This is a genomic window from Nesterenkonia sp. NBAIMH1 (assembly GCF_007922635.1).
In the GTDB taxonomy this organism is placed as follows: Bacteria; Actinomycetota; Actinomycetes; order Actinomycetales; family Micrococcaceae; genus Nesterenkonia; species Nesterenkonia pannonica.
Genome location: NZ_CP042335.1, coordinates 846,340 through 872,161, shown reverse-complemented (window position 1 = coordinate 872,161; position 25,822 = coordinate 846,340). Strand labels below are relative to the sequence as shown.

The window sequence follows — 25,822 nt, the reverse complement described above, 5'->3', positions numbered from 1 at the left end:
CTATGACGAACCCAAACTCCCGAAGGAGGGACTCAGTATGTCTGATGCCGCATACCCGCAGGGCGACGGTCCTCAGATCAGCCAGAACAACGGAACTGTGTCCCCTCCTGAAGAGGGCGCGCCGGCACGGCCGAACATCGTTGTCATCCAGGCGGATCAGATGGCCGCCCAGTCTCTGGGCGCCTATGGAGACCAGGCAGCCCGAACGCCCACCATCGACGCCCTGGCCCAAGAGGGGGCAGTCTTCGACCGCGCCTACTGCAGCACTCCGCTGTGCGCACCGTCCCGGGCCTCCATGATGACGGGGCGGCTGCCCAGCGAGATCGGCTGCTACGACAACGGGGATGACTTCACCACCTCAGAGCCCACCTTCGCCCACCGCCTGCGCCGGGCGGGCTACCACACCGCCCTCATCGGACGGATGCACTTCATCGGCCCGGACCAGCACCACGGCTTCGAGGAGCGTCTGACCACGGACGTGTACCCGGCCGATCTGGACATGGTTCCCGACTGGAACCTGCCCATGGAGGAGAAGCTGCAGTGGTACCACGACGCTGATGCGGTCTTCACTGCAGGAGCCTCCAAAGCCACGGTGCAGCAGGACTTCGACGACGAGGTGACCTGGCGGACCCTGCGCCACCTCAACGATCGGGCGCGGGCCAACCAGAGGGACCGGCGCGAAGGCCGCCAGGAGCAGCCGTTCCTCATGGTCACCAGCTACATCCACCCCCACGACCCCTACGAGCCCCCGGCGGAGCACTGGGACCGGTTCGACGATGTCGACATTCCTGACCCTGCCCACCCTGAGACTCCGGACGCCGAGGCCGACCCGCACACCCACCGGCTGCGTGCCATGAGCGGCTTCGACAAGCGGGACCCCTCCGCCGACGAGGTGCGCAGGGCCCGCCGCGCCTACTACGCCGCAGTCAGCTACATCGATGATCAGATCGCTGCTGTGACCCAGCGGCTGGAGTACCTCGGCCTGGCGGAGAACACCGTGATCATGGTGACCTCCGACCACGGCGACATGCTGGGGGAGAAGGGACTCTGGTACAAGATGAGTCCGTACGAACGGTCCTCCAGAGTGCCGATGATCATGACGGGGCCAGAGGGGCTGGTGCCCCGAGGTCGGTTCAGCACGAATGTTTCGCTGCTCGACGTCGCGCCGACACTCAGCGCACTCGCCCTCGACGATCAGGGTGAGGCTGAGCTTCCGGGACGTCCGCTGCACGTCCTCGCCGACCAGGAGGCGGCCGCGGGGCCCGAGGAGCGGGACGTGCTCATCGAGTACCTGGCAGAGGGAACCCACCGTCCGCACCTCACACTGGTGCGTGGCAGCTGGAAGCTCTCCATCTGCCCTGGCGATCCGGATCACCTGTACAACGTGGCTGAGGATCCTGAGGAGCTGACCAACCTCGCCGACAGCCCCGAGCACGCCGAGCAGCTGGAGCTGATGCGCAAGGAGCTTCACAGCCGCTACGGCCTGGAGTCGCTGGAGCACGACGTCCTGGCCAGTCAGCGTCGTCGTCAGCTGGTCGCCGACGCGCTTGCCACAGGAGAGCATCGGGCATTCGACTTCGCGCCGAGTCCCGAGCAGCGCTACGTCCGCGGTGACTTCTGGTCGGCGCTGGAGCACGGCAAGATCTCAGATCCGGCACGATGAGCACACTTCCTGGCTGGCAGCAGCGGCTGCTGGGCGAGGGCGAGGACCCCGATCCGCGCTTCACTCTGGCCAACGAGCGCACGTTCCTGGCATGGATACGGACCGCCATGGCTCTGGTCGCCGCAGGCGTGGCGGTGGAGGCGCTGACTCAGGCCGTCTTCTCAGAGACTCTGCGGACGGCGCTCGCCGCCAGTCTCCTGGTGCTCGGGATGCTGCTGGCGGCCGGCTCGTTCGTCCGGTGGCTGAACGTGGAGCGCAGCCTCAGGCGGCGACGGTCGCTTCCGGTGCCGCTCATCGCGCCGCTGCTGGCCGGGGGAGTGGCTGTGGTCACCGCTCTGCTGGTGATCTGGATCATCGCGGTCTGAGCCGCCGATGAGCTCCGCCGATCTCCCGCTGCATGAGGATCCCGGCGTCCAGCCGGAGCGGACGCTGCTGGCCTGGACCCGCACCCTGCTGCTTCTGCTCGTCCTGGCGGGGTTTCTGCTGCGTTGGATTCCCTACCAGGGAGCGGCCGTCCTCACACTGGTGGGAGGCTGCTCCCTGGTGGCCCTGGGCATCTTCGTCGGTGAGCGCGCTCGCTACCGACGAGCGGTGCACGGCATCCTCGATGAGAGCTACCCGGCTGCGGTGCGTTCGGTTCTGGGGCTGACGGCCGCAGTGATGGGCATCGGCCTGGCGGCTCTGATCCTGCTGCTCAGCGGAGAGGCGCCGTGAGGTGCCGTCGGTGAGCGTCGAGGTGCGCCGTGTGGAGCAGCAGACGCCGGATCAGATCGGCTTCAGGATCGGCGGCATGGGCGAGGAGCTGCTCCGCTCGGTGGAGTGGCAGGCGCATGCGCACCCGTTCCATGAGCTGCTGTGGAACCCGCGCGGGGCCTCGACCATTGCCGTAGGGTCTCGGCTCTGGACCGTCGCCGGCGCCGACGGGCTCTGGATTCCGGCAGGCACCGAGCATTCAGGATGGGCTGGGGCCGGGACGCTGTATCGCGCGGTCCTTCTGAGCCCGGAAGCAGTCGAGGCTATGCCTGAGGATGTCGCAGCAGTGACGATGACTCCGCTGCTGACCAGCCTGCTTGACCACATCGACGCGCAGGACCTCACCGATGAGCAGCGAAGTCGGGCGCAGGCAGTGGTCCCGGATCTGATCCGTCCCTCAGGCGCGCAGGTCAGCCTCCGCCTTCCAGCAAGGGACCCTGCACGCACGGCAGCCCGGGCGGTGCTGGAGGATGTTCGTTCCGCGCCCTCCGCTCAGGAGTGGGCGGAGCGGCTGGGCATCAGTAGGCGCACGCTGACGCGCAGCTTCCAGACCGAGACGGGCGTGGGCTACGCCCGGTGGACGGCCGAAGCGCGGGTGCATCGAGCCAGAGAGCTTCTGAGCGGCGGCTTCAGCGTGGCTGACACCGCCGAGGATGTGGGGTTCTCCTCCGCGAGCGCCTTCATCTCGGCCTTCAAGCGCGTCACCGGCGCGACCCCGGGACTGTCAGCGCGGCCGCAGGACAGACCCACGTGAGGGACGTCGTCCGTGCAGGACTGCGCCCCGATTTCACCGCATGAGCTAAGCCTTCCCTGACCTTGCTGCCCGTGAATGAGGCGGATCCTGATGTGACAATCCCCGGAAGTGTCGCAAATGCGACAGGAGGAGTCGCTATGCATCGATTGCACCATGCCCATGGACCTCGTAGCTTATTCGTAGGCCGCATTCGGCCATATGAAGCTTCTCTAATCTCCGAGGAAATATGTCCGTCCAGACCGCACCCCTGCGGAGCCGCGCCCCAGCCCTCCCGTCTGCTGCTCCGCAGCGAGCTGCCGCGGAGCAGCAGACGCGTGCCGCGGCTCCCCGCAGCGCCGGACGACTCCCCGTGATCCCGGCCGGCCTGGCCCTGCTGGCAGGTCTTGCCGTCCTCAGCCTCTTCGTCGGATCCGGCGACCTTCCCGCCGCCCAGACCGCAGAGACGCTGCGTGCATGGATCGCAGGCGAACTTCCCCCGGAGTCTCGCGGCACCGCAGAGCTTCTGGTGCTCGAACGCCGCCTGCCGCGCACTGCTCTGGCGCTCGCCGCAGGCGCTGCGCTGGGCGCGGCAGGAGTGGTGATGCAGGCGCTGGCTCGCAACCCCCTGGCAGACCCCGGCCTGCTGGGCGTCAATGCAGGCGCCTACACCGCTGTGGTCTTCGGCTCCGCCGTGATGGGGCCCAGCGTGGGAACCGGCCACGTCTGGCTCGCCGTCCTCGGGGCCCTCATCACGGCAACTGCGGTCTACGTCATCGGCACCTCTGGGACGATGGGAGCCAACCCGGCGAAGCTCGTGCTCACAGGCGTCGCGATCGGGGCCGTCCTCTCCGGGGTCAGCTTCGCCGTGACCCTGGCCATGCCCGAGGTCTTCGACCGGGTGCGCTTCTGGTCCGCCGGGTCGCTCCAAGGCCGCGGCAGCGACGACGTCACGGCCCTGCTGCCATTCCTCGCAGTGGGGCTGCTGATCGCCCTGTTCCTTCCTCGCGCCCTCAACGCCCTGGCGCTCGGTGACGACGCCGCCTCCGCGCTGGGAGCGCGCCCCGGCCTGACACGCCTAGCCGGTCTGATCTCCGTGACCCTGCTCTGCGGGGCAGCCACGGCCGCCGCCGGGCCGCTGAGCTTCATCGGGCTGATGGTCCCGCACGCCCTGCGGATGCTCGTCGGCCCCGATCACCGGTGGCTGCTGCCGCTGAGCCTCCTGGCCGCTCCGGCGCTGCTGCTGGTCGCTGACATCCTGGCGCGCGTCGCCGCACCCTCGGAGCTTCCCGCCGGTGTGGTCACGGCATTTCTGGGAGCGCCCATGCTGATCTGGCTGACTCGTCGCAGGGCAGTGAGGGAGCTGTGAGCGCCGCCCCGGAGAGCCTCGTACGCCCGCAGCATGCCGGCGCCGATCCCACAGAGCAGGTGACGGTCCCAGGGCTGCTCACGCTGCGCAGCGGGGGACGAAGCGCGCGGCTGCACCTGCGCACCCTCGTCGTCGTGCTGATCCTCACGGCAGCCGCCGCGGGCGTCGGCTGGTGGAACCTCATCAGCGGATCCGCATCACTGGGCGCCGCCGAGGCGCTCGCCGCCTTCACCGGCCAGGCCGACGACGGCACCGCGCGCGTCATCCTCGAGTGGCGCGCCCCCAGGGTGGTATTCACCCTGATCGGCGGAGCCGCGCTCGCCGTCGCCGGGGCCGTCTTCCAATCCCAGACCCGGAACCCCTTGGGCAGTCCGGACATCATCGGCTTCTCCACCGGCGCCTACACCGGGGTGCTCGCCGCGGCCTCCATCGGCATCGCCGGCATCTGGACCGCCCCCCTCGCTGCCATCATCGGCGGACTCGCCACCGGCTCCGCCGTCTATCTGCTGGCCGTCCGACGCAGCGCAGGCGGCATGGGGGCTGCGGGCATGCGGCTGATCCTGGTGGGCATCGGCATCAGCATCTTCCTGGGTGCGCTGAACACCTACCTCGTCACGGTGCTGGATCTTGAGACGGCCATGTCGGTCGCCAGCTGGGGATCGGGGTCGGTCAACACGGTGGGATGGGCGCACGCAGCGCCACTGGTGGCGCTCTGCGCGGTGACGTTCCCCGTGATGCTGGCGCATGCGCGCGACATGACGCTGATCGAAATGGGCGATGACACTGCCTCCGCTCTGGGGATCGGCGCTGAGCGTGTGCGTCTGGTCCAGTTCGTCTGCGGTGTGCTGCTGGTGGCTGCGGTGACAGCGGGGGCGGGGCCGATCGCGTTCATCGCCCTGGTGGCTCCCCAGGTGGCCCTTCGCCTGACCGGCGCCGGGAGCGTCCAGCTCCTCCCCGCCGCAGCGATGGGTGCGCTGCTGCTGACCGCCGCAGACGCCGTCGCACGCACTGAGCCGATGCCCGCGAACCTTCCCGTCGGCGTCGTGACGCTCATCCTCGGCGGGGTATACCTGGTCTGGCTTCTCATCAGCATGAGCAGAAGGAGGATGGCATGACAGCACCCCACCACCGCCTGGAGGCGGAGCAGCTCAGTGCCGGATACGATCAGCGGGCCGTCCTCGAGGACCTCAGCGTGCAGATCCCGGAAGGCTCCTTCACCGTCATCATGGGGCCCAACGCGTGCGGAAAATCGACCCTGCTGCGAAGCCTCGCCCGGCTCATCCGCCCCACCGCCGGGCATGTGCTCCTGGACGGGCAGGCCATCCTCGCCCGGCCGGCGAAGGAGCTGGCGCGGACCATCGGCCTGCTGCCCCAGTCCTCCACCGCTCCCGACGGCATCGTTGTCGCCGATCTGGTCTCCCGAGGGCGGCACCCGCACCAGAGCCTGCTGCGCCGGTGGAGCGCCGAGGACGAGCGGGCAGTGGCTGAGGCCCTCGAACTGACCGGCACTGCGGATCTGGCGTCCCGCCCCGTCGACGAGCTCTCCGGGGGTCAGCGCCAACGGGTATGGATCGCCATGGCGCTGGCTCAGCAGACCCCGCTGCTGCTGCTCGACGAGCCGACCACCTTCTTGGACATCGCGCACCAGATCGAAGTCCTTGAGCTGTGCACCCGCCTGCAGCAGCAGGGACGCACCATGGTGGCGGTGCTGCATGACCTGAACCAGGCGCTGCGCTACGCCACACACGTGGTGGCGATGCATGAGGGCCGCATCGTCGCCCAGGGCCACCCCCAGGAGGTGGCCACCTCGGAACTGGTCAGCAGCGTCTTCGGGGTGGAGGCCCGGATCATCGAGGACCCCGAGACCGGCCGTCCGCTCGTCATCCCGCGTGCGCCCGCCGCGGCGCGCCCCGTCCCTCTGGGCCTGTCCTGAGGCTTCGCACCCAGCATCACCCGGTCCGCGCACCACGGACTGCCACCTTGAAGGAGAACCTTATGAAGAATGCCCACCCGCTCATCGCCGGCGCTGCAGCCCTGACCCTGACGCTGAGTGCCTGCGGCGGCGATGGCACCGACGCTGCTGAGGAGACCGGCGACGACGGCGCCGGCACCGCGACGGCCGAGCACATGTACGGCGCCACGGAGGTTGAGCTGCCGGAGGACGGCGAGCTGCGCGTCGTCGCTCTCGGCTGGTCCGACGCTGAGGTGGCGCTGGCACTTGGCGTGGAGCCCATCGCCGTGCACGACTGGCTCGGCTTCGGCGAGGAGACCCACGGTGTGGGGCCCTGGGCCGCTGACCTCATCGAAGGCGACCCTGAGGTGATTCCCCGTTCGGACGACGAGCTGGACTATGAGCAGATCCAGGCCATGGAGCCGGACCTGATCCTCAATGTGAACTCCGGCTATGAGGAGGGCGAGTACAACCGGCTCTCCGAGATCGCGCCGACGGTCTCCGGGCCCGAGGGGGCAGAGAACTTCAACCCCGGCTGGGAGAGCCACACCCAGCTGATCGCTGACGCCCTGGGCCTCTCGGAGGAGGGCGAGCAGCTCGTCGCCGACACCGAGGAGAGCTTCTCCGCCGCACGCGAGGAGCACCCGGAGTTCGAGGGTGTGGAAGCCGTGACCGGGTCCAAGTTCGGGGAGGCCTACGGGCTGAGCTACAGCGGGGACATGCGCTGGGACGTCATGGAGGAGCTCGGCTTCCAGATGTACGGCCCCGCCGCGGACATGGAGCCCAACCAGGGCTTCTTCGCCGACGTCTCCGAAGAGCAGGTGGAGGTGCTCGATGCTGAGGTCGCCGTGCTCTTCCCCATCGGCTACACCCTTGATGAGCTTCAGGAGGACCCGCTGCTGTCCTCGCTGGACGTCGTCGAGGAGGACCGCGCGGTCCTGCTGCCCGATGACGGGGATCTGGTGATGGCATTCTCCGCCGGCTCTCCGCTGAGCATCGACGTGGTGCTGGATGAGCTGCCGGAGCAGCTCGCCGAGGCCCTCGAGAACCTGGACTGATGCCCTCGCCCGCCGCCGTGGCTGCCGTGCCTGCGACCCGCGCCTACCGCACCACGGTGGCACGGGTCTCCCGCCTGAGCGCGCACTTCGTGCGCGTCACCGTCGCCGGGGAGTCCCTGGTTGACTTCGGCCCCTCTGCCGCCCGTGGACCGGATGCGGCGGAACGGGTTCCCGCATGGGACCAGCGGGTGAAGCTGTTCCTTCCGCGTGCCGACGGCACCTACCCGCAGCTGGGGCTCTTCGATGAGCCCGCACCGACGATGATGGAGTGGTACACCGCTTGGCGGCAGCTTCCGGACGAGGAGCGGAACCCGATCCGTACCTATACGGTGCGGTCGGCTCGTCCTCTCAGCCGCGAAGTGGATGTGGACTTCGTGCTCCATGAGGAGCCGGACGGGAGCATGGGGCCTGCCGCGTCCTGGGCGGCTTCCGCGGCGGTGGGAGATGAGCTGATCGTCATCGGTCCGGACCGCCGGTCGGAGCAGGCCGGCGGCGGCATCGAGTGGAACCCCGGGACTGCTCGTGAGGTGATGCTCGCCGGGGACGAGACGGCCGCGCCCGCCATCTGCGGCATCTTGGAGTCCCTGGCGGCCTCGGATGAGGCGCGAGTGTTCTTCGGCGAGGCCTATATCGAGGTGCCCACAGCCGATGATGTGCTGGACGTGAACCCGCCCTCGGGGGTGGTGGTGCGTTGGCTTCCGCGGGACGGCGCACCCTTGGGCGAACTGCTCGGCGCGGCGGTGCAGGACTGGGGCAGGCGTCGCAGCATCATCTTCGAGGCGCGCCGGGCTGCCTGGGCGCCGGGGCTGTCCCCTGTCGGGGCGCCTGCCGCGTCGAAGGACTACCGCGAGCTGGCCCCTGAGGACCCTGTGTGGGAGGTCGCCGAACCTGAGGGGTTCCGCGAGTACGCGTGGCTGGCCGGCGAGTCCGGCGTGATCACCGGTCTGCGGCGGCACCTCGTGAAGGAGATCGGTCTCTCCCGGGGGCAGGTCTCGTTCATGGGCTATTGGAAGCAGGGTCGCCCCAGCGCGTGACCGTACTTCAGGAGTTCAGGCGGCGAGTGCTCTCTCCCTGAAGTCCTCCAGGATCGTGACGACGGTGTCCACCCGGTCTTCTCCGAGCACTTCGTCGGGCCCGTTCGGTGCGTAGTCTGTGAAGGGCGATTGGTAGAGGGAGGCGGCCTTCATGGTGCCGTTGACTGAGACGTAGTCCACGATCAGTTCGATGAATCGCAGCTGTTCTGCAGAGAAGTTGGCGTTTTGGATGAATTTCTCGAAGGCCTCCTTGGCAACGCTCTTGTCCACGCCGACGATTCTGCGGATAAAGAGGCCGAGGCCTTCAGCCTCCTGGGCTGCAGCCTCGACATCTTCACGCGTGCCGACGCCCGAGTCGACCAGCATCTCCTGTAGAACTTCAATGTCCTGAGCGGTGAGCTGGCGGTTGAATCGCACGCGCTGCAGCGCGACATGGTTCAGGTGCTTCTGCAGGAACTGCTCTGCCTTTTGTCGGAACCGGGCCATATCGGTAGCCGGCGTCGTATGCCGCAGGGAAGCATCCGCAACCGTGACGTCGGTGTCCTCGAAATTCGTGTGAACGGGTTTCCATGTTCGAGGTTCGACGTAGTGAACGATATTGCGCAGAGATGTGCGCACTCTCTCCAGCCGCACGCAGTTCGCCCCGTCCCACCACGCTTCATCCGTCAGGTCGTGAAGAAGCGATGCGTGCTGATCCACTGCCGGAATGCTCCGACGTGTCAGGAGGTCCTCGGCGACGTCCTGAATTTTGTCTCGTTGGGCAGCGAACAGCTCGGCATCGCCTTCTACCTGGGCGGTCTGGGCTTGAAGGATGGTGTAGTCGAAGCTCTTTGCCTCTTCCTTCTCCTGGGCAGAGGCTGAGGGAAGCGGACCGAATGTCTGGGACAGGTGCTGAACTTCCTCCGCGCTTACGTGCCGCCACTTCTCGCGAGGGGTGTATTGCACGAGCAGATCTCGGTGGGGGCGGACCTGGATATAGTCAGGGTTCATGCCGCGGAGGTGCTTAAGTGTACGGTCTAGGACGTTTTCCCGGAGGGTCTTTCGCTGGTCTTCAGAGAGGGCTTCTCCTGGTCCCTCGTCAAGGGAGTTCAGCAGGCGCAGGCGTGACTCGAAGAGACGTTCACTGAGAGATTTTTGGCGGGGGCGCGGCTTTTCTTCTCGCTCCTCGTCGAAGAACGCGAAATTGTCCCCAAAGTCGAGGATCAGGAAGTTCTCCTTGTCCTGGCCTGGCCCGAAGAGGTTCTCGCTGAGCCGGGTGCCGCGCCCCACCATCTGCCAGAACTTAGCCTTGGAGTACACGGTTTTGAAGAACACGAGATTTACCACGGATGGGACGTCGATGCCGGTATCCAGCATGTCCACGGTGATTGCAATATGAGGTTCGGAGTCCCGTTTGGAGAAATCTCTGATGAGCTCCTGGACCCGTTCCACCTCATGGGTTATGACTCGTGCGAAGCTTCCGCCTAGGTGAGGGTACTGCTCAGTGAAACTTTCGTATAGGGCGTAGGCGTGCTCCTGGTTCTGGGCGAAGATGATGGTCTTGCCCAGCCGGTCCCCGCCGGCCACATGGATGCCTTCCTCCATGAGGGTCGCGAGCACTTTGTTGTTGGTGTCCTTGTTGATGACCTTTCGGTTCATGTCCTGTTTGCGGACAACCTCGGGGATCAGTCCCGCATCGTCGGTGCCGGGATCGGTCCATTCCACGGTTTCCCACTGTTCCCGGTCTTCCTCAGACATCTCCTCATAACGCATGCCGTGGCTGAGGAACTGGGTTTCGGCGGCCCGCGGGATGTAGGGGACGAGCCATTTCTCCGCGATCGCTTCTTCGAGTGGGTAAGTGTCGGTGGGCACGCCGTTCTCCTGGCCGAAGAACTCGAAGGTGCTGCGGTGCACGTCTTCGACCGGGGTGGCGGTGAGCCCAACGAGGTGGGCGTCGAAATAGTCGAAGAGTGACTTGTATGAGGCGTAGATAGAACGGTGTGCTTCGTCCACGATGACCAGGTCGAAGAACCCAGGCCCGAACATCCTGCTTTCGGGCTTCAGCAGGTTCATCATGGTCGGGTAGGTGGAGACGAAGACTCGGCCGTCGGTTGTCTTCTCTGTCATCAGGTTGATGGGGGGAGCGTCGGGAAGATGCTGCCGGAAGGCATCTACGGCCTGGTTGACCAGAGCTACCCGGTCGGCGAGGAACAGTACTCGTTTGGCCCAGCCTGCCCGCATCATCTGGTCGGCGAGGGCGATGACGGTGCGGGTTTTGCCGGTTCCGGTGGCCATGACGAGCAGGGAACGCCGCCGCATCTGTGCGAACTGCTGGCCGACGCTGCGGATCATCCGCTCCTGGTAGGGACGCCCTGCGATGGTGCCGCTGATGGGGGTCTCGGCGAGGGACGTCCGGGCAGTTCGGGAGCGGATGCGCCACTGCAGGTTGGCTTTGGTGAGGAACCCGTCGATCCGGCGCGGCGGGTAGCCCTTGTCGCCAAAGGCGGCGTCGTCCCAGAGCATGGTCCGGTAGCCGTTGGTGTAGAAGATGAGGGGGCGCTGACCGTAGTCGCGTTCCATCGCGTCCGCGTAGAGCTTGGCCTGCTCTTGGCCGGCTTCTGCTTTGCGGAGGGTTCGTTTGGCTTCGACGACGGCGAGGGGGAGCCCGTCGTCGGACCACAGCACGTAGTCGATGTAACCGGTGCCGGTGCGTGTCCCGGTGGCGTCGGGCATTCCGGTGACCCGGTGCTCGCGGGTGGCGTCGGGGGTGGTGGTTTCGGGGCCGTCGAGCCGCCAACCGGCCGCTTGGAGGTCGACGTCGATCAGTTTGAGGCGGGTGCCTGCTTCGTCGGTGTCCCGCTGTTCGAAGGTTTGGGCGGCTTGTTGGGCTTGTGCGGTGCGGGCGGCTTCGGCGTGGGCTGCGCGGAGCTTTTCGAGCTCGGCTTCGAGTTCAGCGTTTTTGGCGGCTGATTCTTCGAGCTGCTTCTTGTAGTCCTGTTGCTCTTTTTGAACTTTGACGGCGAGCTTCTGCAGGTCTTCGTAGTGCATGGGCTGCCGTCTGGCAGCGATTTCGGTGTTGAAGGTGGCGGCGGCGGGCACTTTGTGGGGTGCGCTGGAGTAGTGCTGGGCGCCCCACAGCATCACGTAGTGCAGGTCGCGCAGGACTTGGAGGGCGACGTCCGAGCGGATTTGGTTGTGGCTGTGGACGGCTTGGTTGCCGACCTTCCGAATGAGGTTGAGCTTCTGGACGATGGTCTGGCCGGCGCGTTGGACGAAGGCGTCAGCGTGAATATGTGCAGCGAGGTCGTCCCGGTAGGGCTCGGGGAGGCGGGCCCAGGTGTAGGCGTGTTGGATCAGCTGCTCGGTGGCGTAGCGGGCGTGAAAGCAGGCGGCACGGGGGTCTGTACGGATGTACTCCTCAGCGCGCAGGCTCGACTGGTAGATCTGCGGCCATTCGTCCTCGATGAACGCGAAATTGCTCTGCCCTGCCATGTTTCCCCTCTCTGACCGGGCGGTGATCTTCAGCTCACGCTATCGGATGGCCTTGGCATTATGTGGCCGTTGGCACTTTTCGCGCTTGGGGATCACGCGCGAAGGAATGGGACATGAGGTGCAGGGGTGATAAAAGTCTGCATGGGGTGGTGATAATTCTATGCATCGCATGTTGACTTTTTGGGTGTCAGGCTCGATCCTTTACGTATGGTGTATGTGCAGAGGTTCATCGAACCCTTCGTGGTGGAGGCCCTTCAGGACCGGACCCTCTTGATCGTTGAAGGTGCTCGAGCCGTCGGAAAGACGAGCTTGCTGTTGGCGCTCAGGGAGCGCGGCTATGTCAATACGGTTCAGTCACTCACGACCCCTGAGGTGCGAAACGCGGCGGAGACAGACATAGATGGCTGGCTTCGCTCTCTCACGGAACCCTTCGCGATTGATGAAGCGCAGCTCCTCCCCGAGTTGCCGTTGGCGCTTAAGCGCCTCCTCGATGAACGGCAGGATCAGTTGAGTGGACTTCTCACGGGATCTGCCGAAATCGGACGGAGAGGGTTCGGTGGCAGCGATCCTCTCGCGAGGCGAGCGCAACGTATCCGCCTCGAACCTTTGACCGAAGCTGAAATCCATCCTCTCAGGGGTTCTCAGTCCACCAGCAGCGAGCCTTGGTCCGCAGTTGATGCATTGATTTCTCAGGATCCCCACGTGAATGCGCTTGTCGAAGACTCGTCGTGGTGGAAGGCCGGTCTCTGGGAGGGCGGGATGCCCTCTGTGCGGCTCGATGAGAGCCGTAGCTCTCGTAGACAGCGGTCCAATAGGATTCGGGCGGGTGTGGAGGCAATTCTTACGGATGATGTCCTCCCGGGAGAGAGATTTGACCTCACGAACGCGAAACGGGTGCTGGACTACGTTTTGCGTAAACCGGCCGAAGAGGTCAAAGCGAAGACCATCGCTGACATGCTTGGGCTCGACCCCAGAAGTGTGAACCGCTATCTCGATGTACTGGAGAGGCGTTTCTTGACCCATGAGCTTCCCAACTTCCTGCGCTCGTCCAAGACGTCATCTCGTGTGACGGCGAAACTCTATCCTGCTGATACGTCGCTCAGTGCTGAGTGGCTCGCCGCTCAGTCTTTTGATCAACTTGATGACGATGAGCGAGGACACCTTTTCGAGACCTTTGTCGTCCAGCAGTTGCGTGCGCACATGACGTGGTCGGCTCACGGTGTGTCTCTTTACCACTGGCGCGACACGCGTAAGGGGAGAACGAAGGAAGTCGATCTCGTTATTGAGGCAGCAGACGGCTCACTCACTGCCATCGAGGTGGAATCTTCGTTGAAGCCTCGCACGCAGGACTTCAACGGCATCCGAAACTTTCGAGAGCAGTACCCTGACCGGTTCGCGCGCGGTTTCGTCATTTCCCCTGCAGGATCCCCTGCTAAATTCGGCGATGACCTCTGGGCCCTGCCTGTGGCGGCTCTCCGTGACCGCGACGCGTGGGGGGAACCTCGCTTGCCTGCATCTGGACCTGATATTCCGGACCCACCACAAGCGAAGACCGAACGAGCTGAAAAGGTTGGAATGACCCCAAGTCCCTCATCGCACCGAGACAGTGACCAGCCGAGTTCAGATACACAAATTTTTGTCAGCTATGCGCATCGGGATAACGAGGGGCTTTATGAGGGGAAGATCACTCAGTTCGTAGAGGACGTACGTGAAGTTCTTGAGCTTGAGCACGAGTGGTCGGCCAACATCGTTTGGGATGAAACCTTCATGAAATGGGGCGACGATCTTGAGGCGCGCATCGAGAAGGAACTGGCGGACTCCGCCCTCTTCATCCCATTCGTCTCTCCCTCTTATGTCCGCAGTGAATGGTGCCGCCGAGAATTCGTGCAGTTCTCCGACGCCGCAGCTCGTGCCAACGTTCCACTCCAGTCAGCGGCAATGAATTTGGTTCTACCTGTGATCTGGACGCCTCCGAGGGCTTTTCGTGAACAGTCGAGCAACGACCCGGTCCTCGATCGGGTGCGTAGCACCATCTACATTGAGGCCATGGACGCCCGGACAAAGCCTCGAGGGTCCCAGGAGTACCTCACAGTTATTACCGCGGTCGCTGAGGGGTTGGCGGAGATCCTTGAGCAACGAGCCCAGAGCGCTCGTGCCGACGAAACGAGTGGGCCCCTGAATGAGGATTCCCGGGATTTAACTGAAGTTCTCGGGTCGATTGAAGAGCTTCAGTCCAACTTCGAAGCTGATCTTGTGAAGTTTAGTGAATCCTTTGAGGAGCTGAGCCTTGGATTTCAGACGACCACTACTCAGCAGCCATTATCGAAAACAGCCACTGCACGCGATCTCCTGAACTGGGCTGAGCGAGCTCGACGATCCCTGCAGGGTCCCTCAGAGAGGCTGGAGGTCGCCGCGGCGAAGGTCCAGCAGGACTGGGATCAGATGACTCAAGACATTGCAGCATTCGTGGCCATTGCGAACGATTCGGGTCAAGAGGTGCCTGCCGCGGAGTTGAGCGCTCTCGCCGCGGACCTGGAGGAATCCACTAGAGGGCTCCCTGATTCAGATTTGGAGCAGATGGAGACGATTGCTCGAGCCCTGCCTCGTATGTCCCGCAGACTCTCTCCCGTGTCACAGGCCCTGCTGAAGGCCGTTGGCACTATCAGAGGGGTAAGCGTTTCCGCCGATGGTTGGCTTAGTTCGATCTATCGCAGCGCGGGGGTTGGAGACGGCTGACTGCCGCTATGGGCCCGTGCAGAGCGGTCCGCTTCTGACGCTGAAGAGCATGCTTAGTGTGTGACGGTGGGGGCTCTATGCTTTTCGTTAAGCTGCCAGCGCGTACCCGGCTCCGCCTCTGAGGGGTTCTGGGTCTCGGTAGAAGGACCCGGCGCGCAGCATGGCGTATAGGGTGCCGAGGCGTCTGCGGGCCAGGGCGATGACGGCTTGTATGTGGGTCTTTCCTTCGGCGCGTTTCTTATCGTAGTAGGCCCTTGATGGCCGGTGGTGCAGGGCTGCGAAGGTGCTGTTGAACAGGGATGATTTCAATCTCTTGTTGCCGCCGCGGTCGGCGTATTCACCTCGGATCATCGCGGGACTGGGAGCAAACGATCATGCCCAGAAGCCGGAGAGGACAACACAACTTGTCCTGCCGGAGAACTGGTTACCTTAGAAGCTAACGGGGGTAGCGCAGCCAGGCGATGGGGACCGCATCAGCGGGCGGTTCTGTGCGTTCATTTGGTCCGGCCAGCACTCTAGACATCCACGCGAGGTCGAGTGACGTCGTATTCAGTCCACACCTGATTCTGGAGGTGCTCAGGCGTGCGCTGCGCGCCTCCGGCGGATGTCTATTTCAGGTCTCCCTTGGAAACAGTCAGGGTTCACAGGTCCCCACGGAACGCGCGGGACTGGAGCGAGGCGGTTAACGCTTGGACGGTATAGGCTCTGCTGTCGTTTGCAGCCTCTTCGTTCGTCACAGCCTCGCACCTTCGAACGATGTCTCGTTGGACTTCGAGAGCGGGAATCCTTACGGGCGTTCTTCCTAACTGAGTCTTGTTGATGGTGGCAATGCCCGTGGTCTGCTTCGCGTGCCGGAGGAAATATGCCCGGGACTCGGGAGCGCGTAATGCCATCGCCAAATACGCAGGGTCAACCACGTTCCTGTTGGGGCGGACCCTGAAGATGTGGTTCTGATTAATCGCCCCCGGGACCTCGCAACGCCATATGGTGCCTCGGCCGAGTTTGTCTGGGTCGCCACCTTCTGTGAGCAGGACATCCCCATGTTCGAGTCGGTACTTATCCTGCTCAGCCTTGGTGGCGGCTATCGTCTTCACGACAGCGAGAGCGAGGTGCCCGTCCTGCACGTTTGCCACAGTGAGATATGGGGTCTCATACAACTCTCTCGAGGGCGAGGTCTTGCGCCCCTTGGTGATTCCCGAGCCGATCACGGAGCAGTCGTCGAGGGGCACTTGTGCGACGTCTGTGAGGGTCGAGTAATGGGAGTTGAAGGTGGTTTCCCACAATGTGTGCAGAGATGAGCGATATTGGGTGGCCGCTTCCGTGATTTCCGCTGTCTTGTCGAGGATGGCGGCGATACGACGCTGTTCGAGGAGGGGAGGGACTGGGACATCAATATCGAGAAGGCGCTCTCGCTTTAGGGAGGCCTGGTTCACCCATTGTTGAGTCATGGGATTGAAGAAGCCGCGGTTGAACTGCCACTGCAACCACTTGGCGAGGAAGATGCCGAGGATCGCGTCTTTGTATGGGCGGAGCCGCACGAAGTGATTACTGAAGACTGCAGGTTCAGGGAGGTTGCGAATAGGGAGGGTCTTGCCGACAAGCCCGGGGCCGTTCGTCGCGTTGAACAAGACGTCACCGTCTTCCAGGAGGAACTTTTCGAACTTCTTATGCGCCGACGTCGGAACCCGACGCACCTTGCCGAGGTCGAGTGAGCCATCCCGGCGGATGTTGTTCATACGGAACTGGAAGACGCCTTCTTCCTCGTGCTTGCCGTAGGCGAATCCTGGATCGGCGGAAATCACGAGGTTCTTTAGCTTGGCCGAGGTCCACCCCGTGGGCAGCTCGCTCAATTCAGCATCTCCTTGAGGTCGGCGAGGCCCTGGCGCATCTCGTCCTCGAGCATCTCTAGCTCGGCGATGATCTCCATTGGGTCCCGGTGCGCCTCCTCCTCGAAGACAACCTCTTTGTATCGATTGATCGAGAGGTCGTAGTCGTTGGAAGCGATCTCCTCACGCGGCACGGTGAAGGACTGGTCCGTGCGTGCGCGATCTCGCTCCGCATCGTCCTTCTGCTGCCAGCGATGCACCACGTCCGGCAGGTTGTTCTTCCTGTGCTCCTCTTCCGTGAGCTCAGCGGCCGGGCCGATCCTCTCCGCATCCAGCAGCCGTTGGCGCTTGTCGTCCAGGCTCAAACCATCCGCGGTCACGTCGTAGAACCACACATGATCCGTGGAGGACTCGCTGCCAGTGGTGTCGGTCTTGGTGAAGAATAGGATCGCCGTGGAAACACCCGCATACGGTTTGAAGACGCCTGAAGGCAACTTGACTACAGCCTCCAGCTTCTGGTCCTCCACGAGAGCCCGACGCAGATCCCTGTGTGCCTTCGATGAGCCGAAGAGCACGCCGTCAGGAACGATCACCGCGGCACGGCCGCCTGGTGCCAGCAGGCGCAGGAACAGCGCCATGAACAGGAGCTCGGTCTTCTTGGTCTTCACCACCGAAAGCAGGTCCTGAGACGTCGACTCGTAATCCAGGCTACCGGCGAACGGAGGGTTCGCCAGCACCATCGTGAAGTCCTCAGATTCACCGATCGCGCCCTCAGACAGCGAATCTCGGTAGCGGATATCAGGTGCCTCTACCCCATGCAACATCATATTCATCGAACCGATCCTCAGCATGGTCGAGTCGAAGTCATAGCCGTGGAACATCCGCTGGTGGAACTGGTCGCGATTCTCCGGGCGCAACAGTTCCGGCTCATAGCGCTCACGAACATGATCGGCAGCGCACGCCAAGAATCCCGCCGTTCCGCAGGCCGGATGAATGATCCGGTCCCCAGGTTTAGGGTCCATCATCGCCACCATCGTCTCGATGATGTGCCGCGGAGTCCGGAATTGTCCATTAGTCCCTGAAGTGGCGATCTTCGAGAGCATGTACTCATACAGATCACCAGTGGCATCCCGGTTGTCCATAGGGATCGCATCCACCATGTCCACTACACGGCCCAGCAGTGCAGCCGTTGGAATAGTGAATCGCGCGTCCCGCATATGGACCGAATAGGTGGAGGCGCCTGCCGAAGACTGGTTATCACCCAGGGAGCGTAGAAACGGGAAGACCTCCTCCGCCATCACCTCGTGCATCGTGCCAGGATCCAGCTCCTTTAGTTTCGACCAGCGCAGACGGTCCTGGTCCGAGGAGAAGATCGGGTTCTCCGCCGGTTCGCCGGTCCGCTGAGCCCGTTTGAGCCTCAAAGAATGCAACTCATCCAACCTGCGGATGAACAGCAGATACGTAATCTGCTCGATCACCTCAAGAGGGTTCGATATACCACCGGACCAAAACGCATCCCAGAGCCGGTCTACCTTGCTGCGCACGTCACCCGTAACCATTAGCGATACCTTAACCGGCATCGTCCAACGCGACGATCGTTGGCCTGTGGGGAGCCCCCAGCGCGTGACCGTGGGACAATGGCAGGGATGTCTGAGACTTCTGACGCCCGTCCGCAGGTCCGCCCCCAAGCTGAGGGCTGGACCCAGGCCCTGGATGCTGAGGGCAGGCCCAAGCTGCAGTTCGCCCAGTCCAAGCGGATCAAGCAGCCGCCGACGCATCTGGCGGACCTCAGCCTGGACGAGCGGATCGCCAAGGCCAAGGAGATGGGACTGCCCGGATTCCGGGCCAAGCAGCTGAGCGTCCACTACTTCCAGCACTACACCGCTGACCCGGACGCCATGACCGATCTTCCTGCCGCTGACCGGGAGGAGCTCGTGGACGAGTTCCTGCCGCCGCTGCTCACCGAGGTGCGTCGGCTGAAGACTGACGACGGCGCCACCATCAAGTTCCTCTGGCGGCTCTTCGACGGGGCCATGGTGGAGTCGGTGCTCATGAGGTACCGCAATCGCATCACGCTGTGCATCTCGTCCCAGTGCGGCTGCGGCATGAACTGCCCCTTCTGCGCCACGGGCCAGAATGGACTGACCCGCAACATGTCCGCAGCCGAGATCGTGGACCAGATCGTGCAGGCCAACCGAGTCATCGCCGCCGGCGAGCTCGACGCACCCAACGCGGCCGAGGTCGCCGAGGAGGCTGACCACGCCGGTCTGGGCGAGGAGACCGACTTCGCAGACTCCGACATCTCCCCGCTGAAGCAGGGGCAGGCAGCCTCCGCAGACGGGGAGCGGAGTGGTCCGCAGCGGGTCGGCAACATCGTCTTCATGGGCATGGGGGAGCCGCTGGCGAACTACAAGCGAGTGATGAACGCTGTCCGGCGCATGGTCTCTCCCGGCCCTGACGGACTGGGCATGTCCGCCCGCGGCATCACGATTTCTACTGTGGGTCTGGTGCCCGCGATCCGGAAGCTGGCCGCGGAGGATCTGCCCATCACGTTCGCACTGAGCCTCCACGCTCCGGATGACGAGCTGCGGGACGAGCTGATCCCCGTGAACGACCGGTGGAAGGCTGATGAGGCGATCGACGCCGCTTATGAGTACTACGAGCGCACGGGCCGCCGCGTCAGCATCGAGTACGCGTTGATCAAGGACATGAACGACCATCCGTGGCGGGCTGATCTGCTTGCGAAGAAGCTCAACGCCCGCGGGCGGGGCTGGGTGCACGTGAACCCGATCCCGCTGAATCCGACGCCGAATTCCGTGTGGACCTCCTCTGAACCCGCCGTCATGCGAGAGTTCATCCGCCGCCTCAACGCCGCCGGGGTCCCGACGACGCTGCGCGACACTCGCGGCAAGGAGATCGACGGTGCGTGCGGCCAGCTGGCCGCAGCCGAGGACTGAGCCTCTGCGGCACCCCTGATGGGGTGAACGGAGGTGCCGAGAGAGGGCGGAGCACCGGAGCCTCGATTCGAAAAAATGACAAGTTCTCTTGACATCGCATGTCAAAGGAGCTTTGCATGGAGTCATGGTTTCGCAGGTCGCTGAGAAAGCTGCCCCGCGAGTGCGGGCAGCGCGCAAGGCGTGCGGGCTGACTCAGGCTCAGCTGGCGAATGCGGCAGGTGTAAGCCGCCAAACCGTCATTGCCATGGAGCGCGGCGACTACGCGCCGTCGGTATACCTCGCCCTGCGCATCGCAGCCGAGCTGGGATCCACAGTCGAGGAACTCTTCGGCGGAGCGCCGTCCACTGAAGGGGATCACCCATGACCAAGCTGAACGCGATCGACCGGGCCGCCGCCAGGCTGGCCGACACCCGTGAGGGTTCACGATTCGACGAGCGCGAGCGCGCCGTCTACAACGAATCTGCCACCTTCGCCAATACTCTGGGCACCCTCGTTGCGCTGGTGCTCAGCGTGGCGCTCGCCAGCATCGGGCACTTTGTCGCCTCCTTTGTGGTGCTGTTCGCCATGGTGGTACCAGACGCCGGCGCCGCCTGGTACTCGATGCGGCGCGGAGTGGATCCCATGAAGCTGCGCGACAGTCGACGAGACAAGATCATCGTGTGGAGCGCCATCGTGCTGGTCGCACTGCTGTTTGTGGCGTGGGGCGCCCCCATCTTCGCCGACCGTCCCCTCTTCGAGGCAGGGATCGCCGCTGATACGCAGCCCACTGACTCGGCGTTCGTCGTATGGGCAATAGTTCTTTCCTGTCGTGCGCTGACTCTGTGGACACATCTTCAACGACGCAGGATCCGCAGGGCCGAACGCTCCGATCAGGACGAGTGACCGTCCGAAGGCTCAGTCGTCTCCGCGCGTGCCCTGCTCGGCGGGGCTGTGCTGCGCTGAGCGCATGCGCTGCAGCCGGTGCTCCTCCCGCTCCTGCATAGGGATGAGCTCACTGGGCTTCTCATAGGCGACGATCAGAGTCAGCATGGGTCCGAGAAGGGCAGCATCACACTGAGGACGCCCAGGGCGAACTTGTTGGCGAAGCTGAGGTGCTTGGCTCGAAGGATCAGCGCGAGCAGAGCCCAGCCTGCTGCCGCGACCGCAGGGACGAGCATGAGGGTCTCCACAGCGGTGGGCATCAGGGGACTCGCCAGCAGCATCATGTCTGCACGCTATCGGATGCAGGGGGCATGGGGTATTGAGGCCGAGGTGCTCGGAGTGGGACGGTGGAATGTATGACGCGAAGCATCACCGCCGGGATCGGGGTCGTCAGTGTCGTGACGCTCGCCGCGTGCGCACCCGACGAGGAGGCCGCCCAGCCCGAAGAGCCCCAGGAGACAGTCACCGAGACGGCCACCCCGGCGCCGGAGACTGAGCAGCCGGCCGAGACGGAGACGGTCACCGAGGAGCCGGAGGCCGAGCCGACCGAACCTGAGGCAGAGGAGCCGCCGGACCGCAGCGACCTGCCGCCTGAGGAGCAGGACTACCCGGAGGGCGGTGCGGAGCAGGTCCCCGACGAGGAGCTGCCCGGCGACGGGGAGCCGGAAACCCTGTTCTACGGAGAAGAAGGCGATGAGCTCGGCGTCGCAGGACTCGACCCGGAGGATGCGCCCCTGGAGGTCTACGCCGCGCCCGCACCCAACGGTGAGGCTGAGGTAGTCGGAGGGCTTCATCCCACCGACGCGGTCATCATGACCGGCCGCGAACGTCATAGCCCTGGTGACGACGACTTCGGAACGTGGGCTGAGATCGAACTCGCTGACGGATACGGCTGGGTCGATGGGGACCTCAGCCACTTCGGGGGAACCGACGATGTCACGTCGAACTACATCGACGACGTGCCGCCGGCTGAAGACCCGCAGGTGATCGCGGAAGGCGTGGCCGAACGCTCCCTCGGGGCCGACATACAGGATGTCGACGACGGGGAGCAGGCAGGACCTGATTGGACGCTCATCTCTGCCCCGGCGGACTATGGCGAGGACTTCTACCGCATCGACACCACCGGCCTGCGGGACGACGCGCAGATGGGCGATCGCCTCTTCGTCTACGTTGAGGAGAGTGCGGACGGCTATGAGCTCACTCAGGTGGAGGCCACGAATCTCTGCCGCAGGGGTGTCACCGACGACGGCCTGTGCCTCTGAGTGCAGGATAGCCGCATGTGCGGTTGATAGTCTGGATCCGTGCCGCATATACGGATCAGTGACGCCGCTCAGTTCTTAGGTGTCAGCGACGACACCCTCCGCCGATGGATCTCCGCGGGGGATCTTGCCGCGCAGACCGACGATGCCGGCAGGAAGGTGGTCGACGGAGCGGAGCTCGCGCGCTTCTCACGCCGGCGCAGCGCCCAGCTTCCTCACCCTGAGGGCGCCTCCTCGGCCCGCAACCGGTTCGTAGGGCTGGTCACCCAGGTGACCTCCGACGCAGTGTTGTCCCAGGTGGAGCTGCAGTGCGGGCCCTACCGCGTCGTCTCGCTCATCAGCACGGAGGCCGTCCGAGACCTGGGCCTGGAGCCCGGAGTCGTGGCGACCGCGTCGATGAAGGCCACGAATGTCAGCGTCGAAAGGTCCTGAGGCGCGGCTGAGGCGGCGAACTGCTCTGCTGCCTCTGGCCGCCCTGGCTCTGACGGGCTGCGCCCAGGCCTCGGATGAGGACACTGTGACGGTGTTCGCCGCTGCGAGTCTCAACGAAGCGTTCGAAGAGATCGGGAGCCTGTACACGCAGGAGACCGGCACCGAGGTCGAGCTGAGCGTCGCGGGGTCCTCCGGCCTGGTCGAGCAGCTGGAGCACGGTGCGCCCGCCGATGTGCTCGCGACTGCAGACGAGCAGAGCATGGAACGAGCCGCCGAAAGCGGCCTCCTCGCTGCGGAGGCCGAGCTCTTCGCGTCGAACACCCTCGTGATCGCAGTTCCCGCAGGGAACCCTGCCGAGGTGGAGGCCCTTGAGGATCTCCAGGCTGACGCAGTGGATGCAGTCCTCTGCGCTGAGGCAGTTCCCTGCGGCGCAGCATCGCAGCGTCTCGCCGCGGAGCACGGTGTGAGCGTCACCCCGGTCTCGGAGGAGATGTCCGTGACGGATGTGCTCGGTAGGGTGCGCAGCGGACAAGCCTCAGCCGGCCTCGTCTACACGACGGACGTCATGCAGGCCGGGGACGAGGTCGAGAGCATCGAGATCGAAGGCGCCGATGCGAAGCCGAACCAGTATCCGATCGCACTGCTGCGGAACGCTCAGAGCCCGGAGGCGGGCCGAGAGTTCGTGGACTTCGTCACCGGCAGCGAGGACGCCCAGCAGGTCCTTCACGATGCTGGGTTCGGCGAGCCCCGGTGAGTGCGCTGAGCATCAGCCGTCCGCCGGTCTGGGTCCTGGTGCCCGGTCTGCTGGGCGCTGCGCTGATCCTGCTGCCGGTCACCGGCATGCTGACTCGTATCAGCTGGTCCGAGCTGCCTGCCCTGCTGACCTCCGAGTCCTCCCTGGCCGCACTGCGCCTGTCCGTCTGGACAGCGTCGGCGGCCACCGCGCTGTGCGTCATTTTCGGACTGCCATTGGCGCTGATGCTCGCTCACGCCCGGTTCCGGGGACTGACGGTCGTCCGTTCCCTGGTGCTGCTGCCGCTGGTGCTGCCGCCGGTGGTGGGCGGCCTCGCGCTTCTCTACACCTTCGGCAGTCAGGGGCTGCTCTCGGGTGCCCTGGATCTTTTCGGGGTGCAGATCGCGTACACGTCCATCGCCGTGGTGCTGGCCATGACGTTCGTGTCTATGCCCTTCCTCGTCATCAGCGTGGAGACCGCCGTGCGAGGCATGGACCGTCAGGTCCTCGAGGCGGCCGCAGTGGACGGCACCGGACGGACCGGGATCCTGCGCCACATCATCCTGCCGCTCATCGGCCCCGGCCTTGCCTCCGGGGCGGTGCTCGCCTTCGCCCGCAGCCTGGGCGAGTTCGGCGCGACCCTCGCCTTCGCCGGCAATCAGCAGGGGGTCACACGAACGCTGCCCCTGGAGGTCTACCTGCAGCGGGAGACGGACCCCGATGCAGCCGTCGCGCTCTCCCTGCTGCTGATCGGGGTCGCAGTCATCGTGATCAGCGCCGCCTACTCACGGCGGCCGCAGTCGCAGCAGTGAGTGCTCAGCCGCGTGCGTGGAAGCTGAGGATGCGCTCCAGGCCCTCAGCGACCTTCGCCGGGCCGGGTGCCAGCGAGACTCGGATCCACTCGTGACCGTTGACGCGGTCGAAGTCGGTTCCCGGGACCACAGCCACCCCTCCGCGCTCCAGGAGGGCCTCAGCGTAGGCCGTCGCGTCGCGGTGCTGCCCTGGGTCCTCGCCCAGGTGCTTGCCCAGGTGTGCGTAGACGTAGAACGCGCCGTCGGCCGGAGCCAGATCCCCCCATCCGAGATCGGGCAGGGCGTCGAGCACGTGCTGCCGCGCCTGGGCGTAGCCGGCCGCCTGAGTCCTGCAGAACTCCATCGACTCCGCGCTGAAGGCCTCCGCCGCAGCGAGCTGCGAGCCGTGAGGGGCTGAGAGGGTCACGTTCCCGGCCAGCCGCTCCACCGCATCCGTCAGATGCTCAGGCAGGACGGCCCACCCCAGCCGCCAACCCGGCATGCCCCAGAACTTGGAGAACGAGGACACCACGATGGCGTCCTCGGACGTCTCGAGTGCACTGACCGAGGGCTGGGTGTAGCTGATGCCGTGGTAGATCTCGTCGCTGATCAGCTGGACCCCGTTCTCGGTGCACCAGCGGCTGAGATCGCTGAGCTGATCGCGGTCCAGCATGGTGCCCGTGGGGTTCGCCGGGGAGGCGACGACGAGGCCCTTCAGGGGCCTTTCGCGGTGGACGGCGCTCAGCTGCTCCACGGTGGGCTGGAAGCGTGCCTCCGGGCCGCAGTCGAGGTCTTCGACGATGATTCCCAGGCTGCTCAGGATGTTTCGGTACGCAGGGTAGCCCGGCCGGGCCAGGGCCACGCGGTCCCCGTGGTCGAACGCGGCCAGGAAGCTCAGCACGAAGGCGCCCGAGGAGCCGGTGGTCACCGCAACCCGCTCCGCAGGCACATCGACCCCGTACCAGTCCCGGCAGTGGGCGGCGATGGATTCGCGCAGCGGCCTCAGGCCGAGCGCGGGAGCGTAGTTCAGCACGGTCTGGGCGGAGTGGACCCGGGCTGCCGCCTCGTTGACGCCTGGAGGGGCACCGCCGCCGGGCTCGCCGGCGGTGAGGGAGACGATGTCCCTGCCGGCGGCACGAAGCTCCTCAATGCGCCCCACGATTCGCATCACCTCGAAGCCGGGTATGCCGGAACGTTCAGAGGCCTGACGCTGGGGGTGGGGGTGCATAGAGGCAAGCCTAGCGGGCGGCCTATGGGCGCTCCGAAGGGCTTAACATCGGCTGAGCAGTGCGTTGTGGTGTCAGTGCTAACGTGCCCGTTCAACCACACGCTTTAAGGAGCACTTTCGTCATGAAGAAAGCACCGCTGACCAGTCTTGCCCTGGCGGGCCTTCTCTTCGGTCTCGCAGCATGCGGCAACGGCGACGCCGAGGGTGACGCCGACGAGGCCCAGCAGGACCAGGGCCAGGAGGAGACCCAGCCCGAGGGCGCCGAAGGTGACGCCCAGATGCCGGAGCCTGAGCTGGATGATGTGCCGGACGTCGTTGCTGAGGTCAACGGCGAGGACATCTCCGGGGAGGACTTCGAGGCCGCCTACGAGTCGCAGTTCATGAATGCCCAGATGCAGTCGCAGATGACGGGCGAGGAGCCGGACGAGGAGGCGCTCCAGGAGCAGACCCTGGAGCAGCTCATCGGAAACCAGCTGCTGATCCAGGACGCTGAGGACCAGGGCTACGAGGCCTCCGAGGAGGACGTCGAGGAGCAGCTGGAGGAGACTGCCGAGAACAACGGCCTCTCCTCGGTGGAGGAGCTCTATGAGCTCGCTGAGGAGCAGGGCGTCAGCGAGGACGAGCTCCGCGACGACGTGGAGCAGCAGGTGCGCGTCCAGCAGCTGATCGAAGACCTCGACTACGACGAGCCCACGGATGAAGAGGTCGAGGACGCCTATGACGAGGCCGTCGCGGCCCAGCCCGAGGCTGAGGGCGGGGACGATGCCGAGACCCCTGAGTTCGAGGATGTCCGCGCGGAGCTCGAGGAGCAGCTCGTGAACGAGCGGCAGAACGAGGCGGCTCAGAGCCACGTGGAGCAGCTGCGCGACGAGGCCGACGTCGAGACGCACATCTGAGCCGCACGCACAGC

Annotated in this window: 24 protein-coding genes and 1 pseudogene; 18 read left to right on the top strand and 7 right to left on the bottom strand. The window is 64.9% G+C overall.

What is annotated here, in order from left to right:
* Positions 1-37 precede the first annotated feature (37 nt).
* The 9 genes from betC (at position 38) to FS388_RS04040 (ending at position 8,558) form a co-directional block, all read left to right on the top strand.
* Positions 38-1,663, top strand: coding sequence for a choline-sulfatase (betC, locus tag FS388_RS04080; protein ID WP_146339956.1), 1,626 nt, complete (start codon positions 38-40; stop codon positions 1,661-1,663).
* Positions 1,660-2,028: a YidH family protein gene (locus tag FS388_RS04075; RefSeq protein ID WP_146339954.1), complete on the top strand. Its 369-nt coding sequence runs from the start codon at positions 1,660-1,662 to the stop codon at positions 2,026-2,028. The genes betC and FS388_RS04075 overlap by 4 nt, the downstream gene beginning before the upstream one ends.
* A 7-nt stretch (positions 2,029-2,035) precedes the next feature.
* Positions 2,036-2,377: a DUF202 domain-containing protein gene (locus tag FS388_RS04070; RefSeq protein ID WP_146339952.1), complete on the top strand. Its 342-nt coding sequence runs from the start codon at positions 2,036-2,038 to the stop codon at positions 2,375-2,377.
* Positions 2,378-2,387: 10 nt separating this feature from the next.
* Positions 2,388-3,170, top strand: coding sequence for an AraC family transcriptional regulator (locus FS388_RS04065; protein WP_146339951.1), 783 nt, complete (start codon positions 2,388-2,390; stop codon positions 3,168-3,170).
* Positions 3,171-3,396: 226 nt separating this feature from the next.
* Positions 3,397-4,515, top strand: a complete 1,119-nt coding sequence (locus FS388_RS04060; RefSeq protein ID WP_146339949.1) for an iron ABC transporter permease — start codon at positions 3,397-3,399, stop codon at positions 4,513-4,515.
* Positions 4,512-5,630 (top strand): iron chelate uptake ABC transporter family permease subunit, encoded by a 1,119-nt coding sequence (locus tag FS388_RS04055; RefSeq protein WP_146339947.1) that lies wholly within the window; start codon positions 4,512-4,514, stop codon positions 5,628-5,630. The genes FS388_RS04060 and FS388_RS04055 overlap by 4 nt, the downstream gene beginning before the upstream one ends.
* A complete protein-coding gene (locus FS388_RS04050) occupies positions 5,627-6,448 on the top strand; it encodes an ABC transporter ATP-binding protein (protein ID WP_146339945.1) in 822 nt (273 codons plus the stop codon). The genes FS388_RS04055 and FS388_RS04050 overlap by 4 nt, the downstream gene beginning before the upstream one ends.
* A gap of 62 nt (positions 6,449-6,510) precedes the next feature.
* Positions 6,511-7,524: an iron-siderophore ABC transporter substrate-binding protein gene (locus FS388_RS04045; protein ID WP_146339943.1), complete on the top strand. Its 1,014-nt coding sequence runs from the start codon at positions 6,511-6,513 to the stop codon at positions 7,522-7,524.
* Positions 7,524-8,558, top strand: a complete 1,035-nt coding sequence (locus tag FS388_RS04040) for a siderophore-interacting protein (RefSeq protein WP_146339941.1) — start codon at positions 7,524-7,526, stop codon at positions 8,556-8,558. Before FS388_RS04045 ends, FS388_RS04040 begins: the two co-directional genes overlap by 1 nt.
* Before the next feature lie 15 nt (positions 8,559-8,573).
* Here FS388_RS04040 and FS388_RS04035 read toward each other — a convergent pair whose 3' ends face one another.
* Positions 8,574-12,029 carry a DEAD/DEAH box helicase family protein gene (locus FS388_RS04035; protein ID WP_146339939.1) on the bottom strand — a complete coding sequence of 1,152 codons (3,456 nt, stop codon included), beginning with the start codon at positions 12,027-12,029 and terminating at the stop codon, positions 8,574-8,576.
* Between the two features lie 207 nt (positions 12,030-12,236).
* Between FS388_RS04035 and FS388_RS04030 the strand changes: the two genes are divergently transcribed.
* Entirely contained in the window at positions 12,237-14,765 is a 2,529-nt protein-coding gene (locus FS388_RS04030) for a DUF4143 domain-containing protein (RefSeq protein ID WP_146339937.1), read from the top strand.
* A gap of 87 nt (positions 14,766-14,852) precedes the next feature.
* Here FS388_RS04030 and FS388_RS04025 read toward each other — a convergent pair.
* From FS388_RS04025 to FS388_RS04015, 3 genes and pseudogenes are all read right to left on the bottom strand, one after another.
* Positions 14,853-15,125: pseudogene (locus FS388_RS04025) on the bottom strand (IS110 family transposase); the annotation flags it as partial.
* 281 nt (positions 15,126-15,406) lie between these two features.
* A complete protein-coding gene (locus FS388_RS04020) occupies positions 15,407-16,615 on the bottom strand; it encodes a restriction endonuclease subunit S (RefSeq protein WP_146339935.1) in 1,209 nt (402 codons plus the stop codon).
* Entirely contained in the window at positions 16,612-18,150 is a 1,539-nt protein-coding gene (locus tag FS388_RS04015; RefSeq protein ID WP_146341856.1) for a class I SAM-dependent DNA methyltransferase, read from the bottom strand. Before FS388_RS04015 ends, FS388_RS04020 begins: the two co-directional genes overlap by 4 nt.
* A 78-nt stretch (positions 18,151-18,228) precedes the next feature.
* Between FS388_RS04015 and rlmN the strand changes: the two genes are divergently transcribed.
* From rlmN to FS388_RS04000, 3 genes are all read left to right on the top strand, one after another.
* Positions 18,229-19,548 carry a 23S rRNA (adenine(2503)-C(2))-methyltransferase RlmN gene (gene rlmN / locus FS388_RS04010; protein ID WP_371708642.1) on the top strand — a complete coding sequence of 440 codons (1,320 nt, stop codon included), beginning with the start codon at positions 18,229-18,231 and terminating at the stop codon, positions 19,546-19,548.
* 124 nt (positions 19,549-19,672) lie between these two features.
* A complete protein-coding gene (locus FS388_RS04005; protein WP_146339931.1) occupies positions 19,673-19,912 on the top strand; it encodes a helix-turn-helix transcriptional regulator in 240 nt (79 codons plus the stop codon).
* Positions 19,909-20,430, top strand: a complete 522-nt coding sequence (locus FS388_RS04000) for a hypothetical protein (RefSeq protein ID WP_146339929.1) — start codon at positions 19,909-19,911, stop codon at positions 20,428-20,430. Before FS388_RS04005 ends, FS388_RS04000 begins: the two co-directional genes overlap by 4 nt.
* Before the next feature lie 12 nt (positions 20,431-20,442).
* On the opposite strand, the gene FS388_RS13340 is transcribed toward FS388_RS04000, so the two are convergent.
* Positions 20,443-20,577, bottom strand: coding sequence for a hypothetical protein (locus tag FS388_RS13340; RefSeq protein WP_256369562.1), 135 nt, complete (start codon positions 20,575-20,577; stop codon positions 20,443-20,445).
* Positions 20,571-20,753, bottom strand: coding sequence for a hypothetical protein (locus FS388_RS03995; protein ID WP_146339927.1), 183 nt, complete (start codon positions 20,751-20,753; stop codon positions 20,571-20,573). Before FS388_RS03995 ends, FS388_RS13340 begins: the two co-directional genes overlap by 7 nt.
* 72 nt (positions 20,754-20,825) lie before the next feature.
* On the opposite strand from FS388_RS03995, the gene FS388_RS03990 reads away from it, so the two are divergent.
* From FS388_RS03990 to FS388_RS03975, 4 genes are read left to right on the top strand one after another with little or no spacing between them, the layout of a single operon-like run.
* Positions 20,826-21,731 carry a hypothetical protein gene (locus tag FS388_RS03990; protein ID WP_146339925.1) on the top strand — a complete coding sequence of 302 codons (906 nt, stop codon included), beginning with the start codon at positions 20,826-20,828 and terminating at the stop codon, positions 21,729-21,731.
* Between the two features lie 39 nt (positions 21,732-21,770).
* The gene (locus tag FS388_RS03985) at positions 21,771-22,160 is read left to right on the top strand and encodes a molybdopterin-binding protein (RefSeq protein WP_146339923.1); all 390 of its coding nucleotides are present in this window, start codon (positions 21,771-21,773) and stop codon (positions 22,158-22,160) included.
* Positions 22,138-22,914, top strand: a complete 777-nt coding sequence (modA, locus tag FS388_RS03980) for a molybdate ABC transporter substrate-binding protein (protein WP_146339921.1) — start codon at positions 22,138-22,140, stop codon at positions 22,912-22,914. Before FS388_RS03985 ends, modA begins: the two co-directional genes overlap by 23 nt.
* Positions 22,911-23,705 (top strand): ABC transporter permease, encoded by a 795-nt coding sequence (locus FS388_RS03975; protein ID WP_371708638.1) that lies wholly within the window; start codon positions 22,911-22,913, stop codon positions 23,703-23,705. The genes modA and FS388_RS03975 overlap by 4 nt, the downstream gene beginning before the upstream one ends.
* Positions 23,706-23,709: 4 nt before the next feature.
* On the opposite strand, the gene FS388_RS03970 is transcribed toward FS388_RS03975, so the two are convergent.
* Entirely contained in the window at positions 23,710-24,912 is a 1,203-nt protein-coding gene (locus FS388_RS03970) for a pyridoxal phosphate-dependent aminotransferase (RefSeq protein ID WP_146339919.1), read from the bottom strand.
* A gap of 122 nt (positions 24,913-25,034) precedes the next feature.
* On the opposite strand from FS388_RS03970, the gene FS388_RS03965 reads away from it, so the two are divergent.
* Positions 25,035-25,808: a SurA N-terminal domain-containing protein gene (locus FS388_RS03965; protein ID WP_146339917.1), complete on the top strand. Its 774-nt coding sequence runs from the start codon at positions 25,035-25,037 to the stop codon at positions 25,806-25,808.
* Positions 25,809-25,822: the final 14 nt, after the last annotated feature.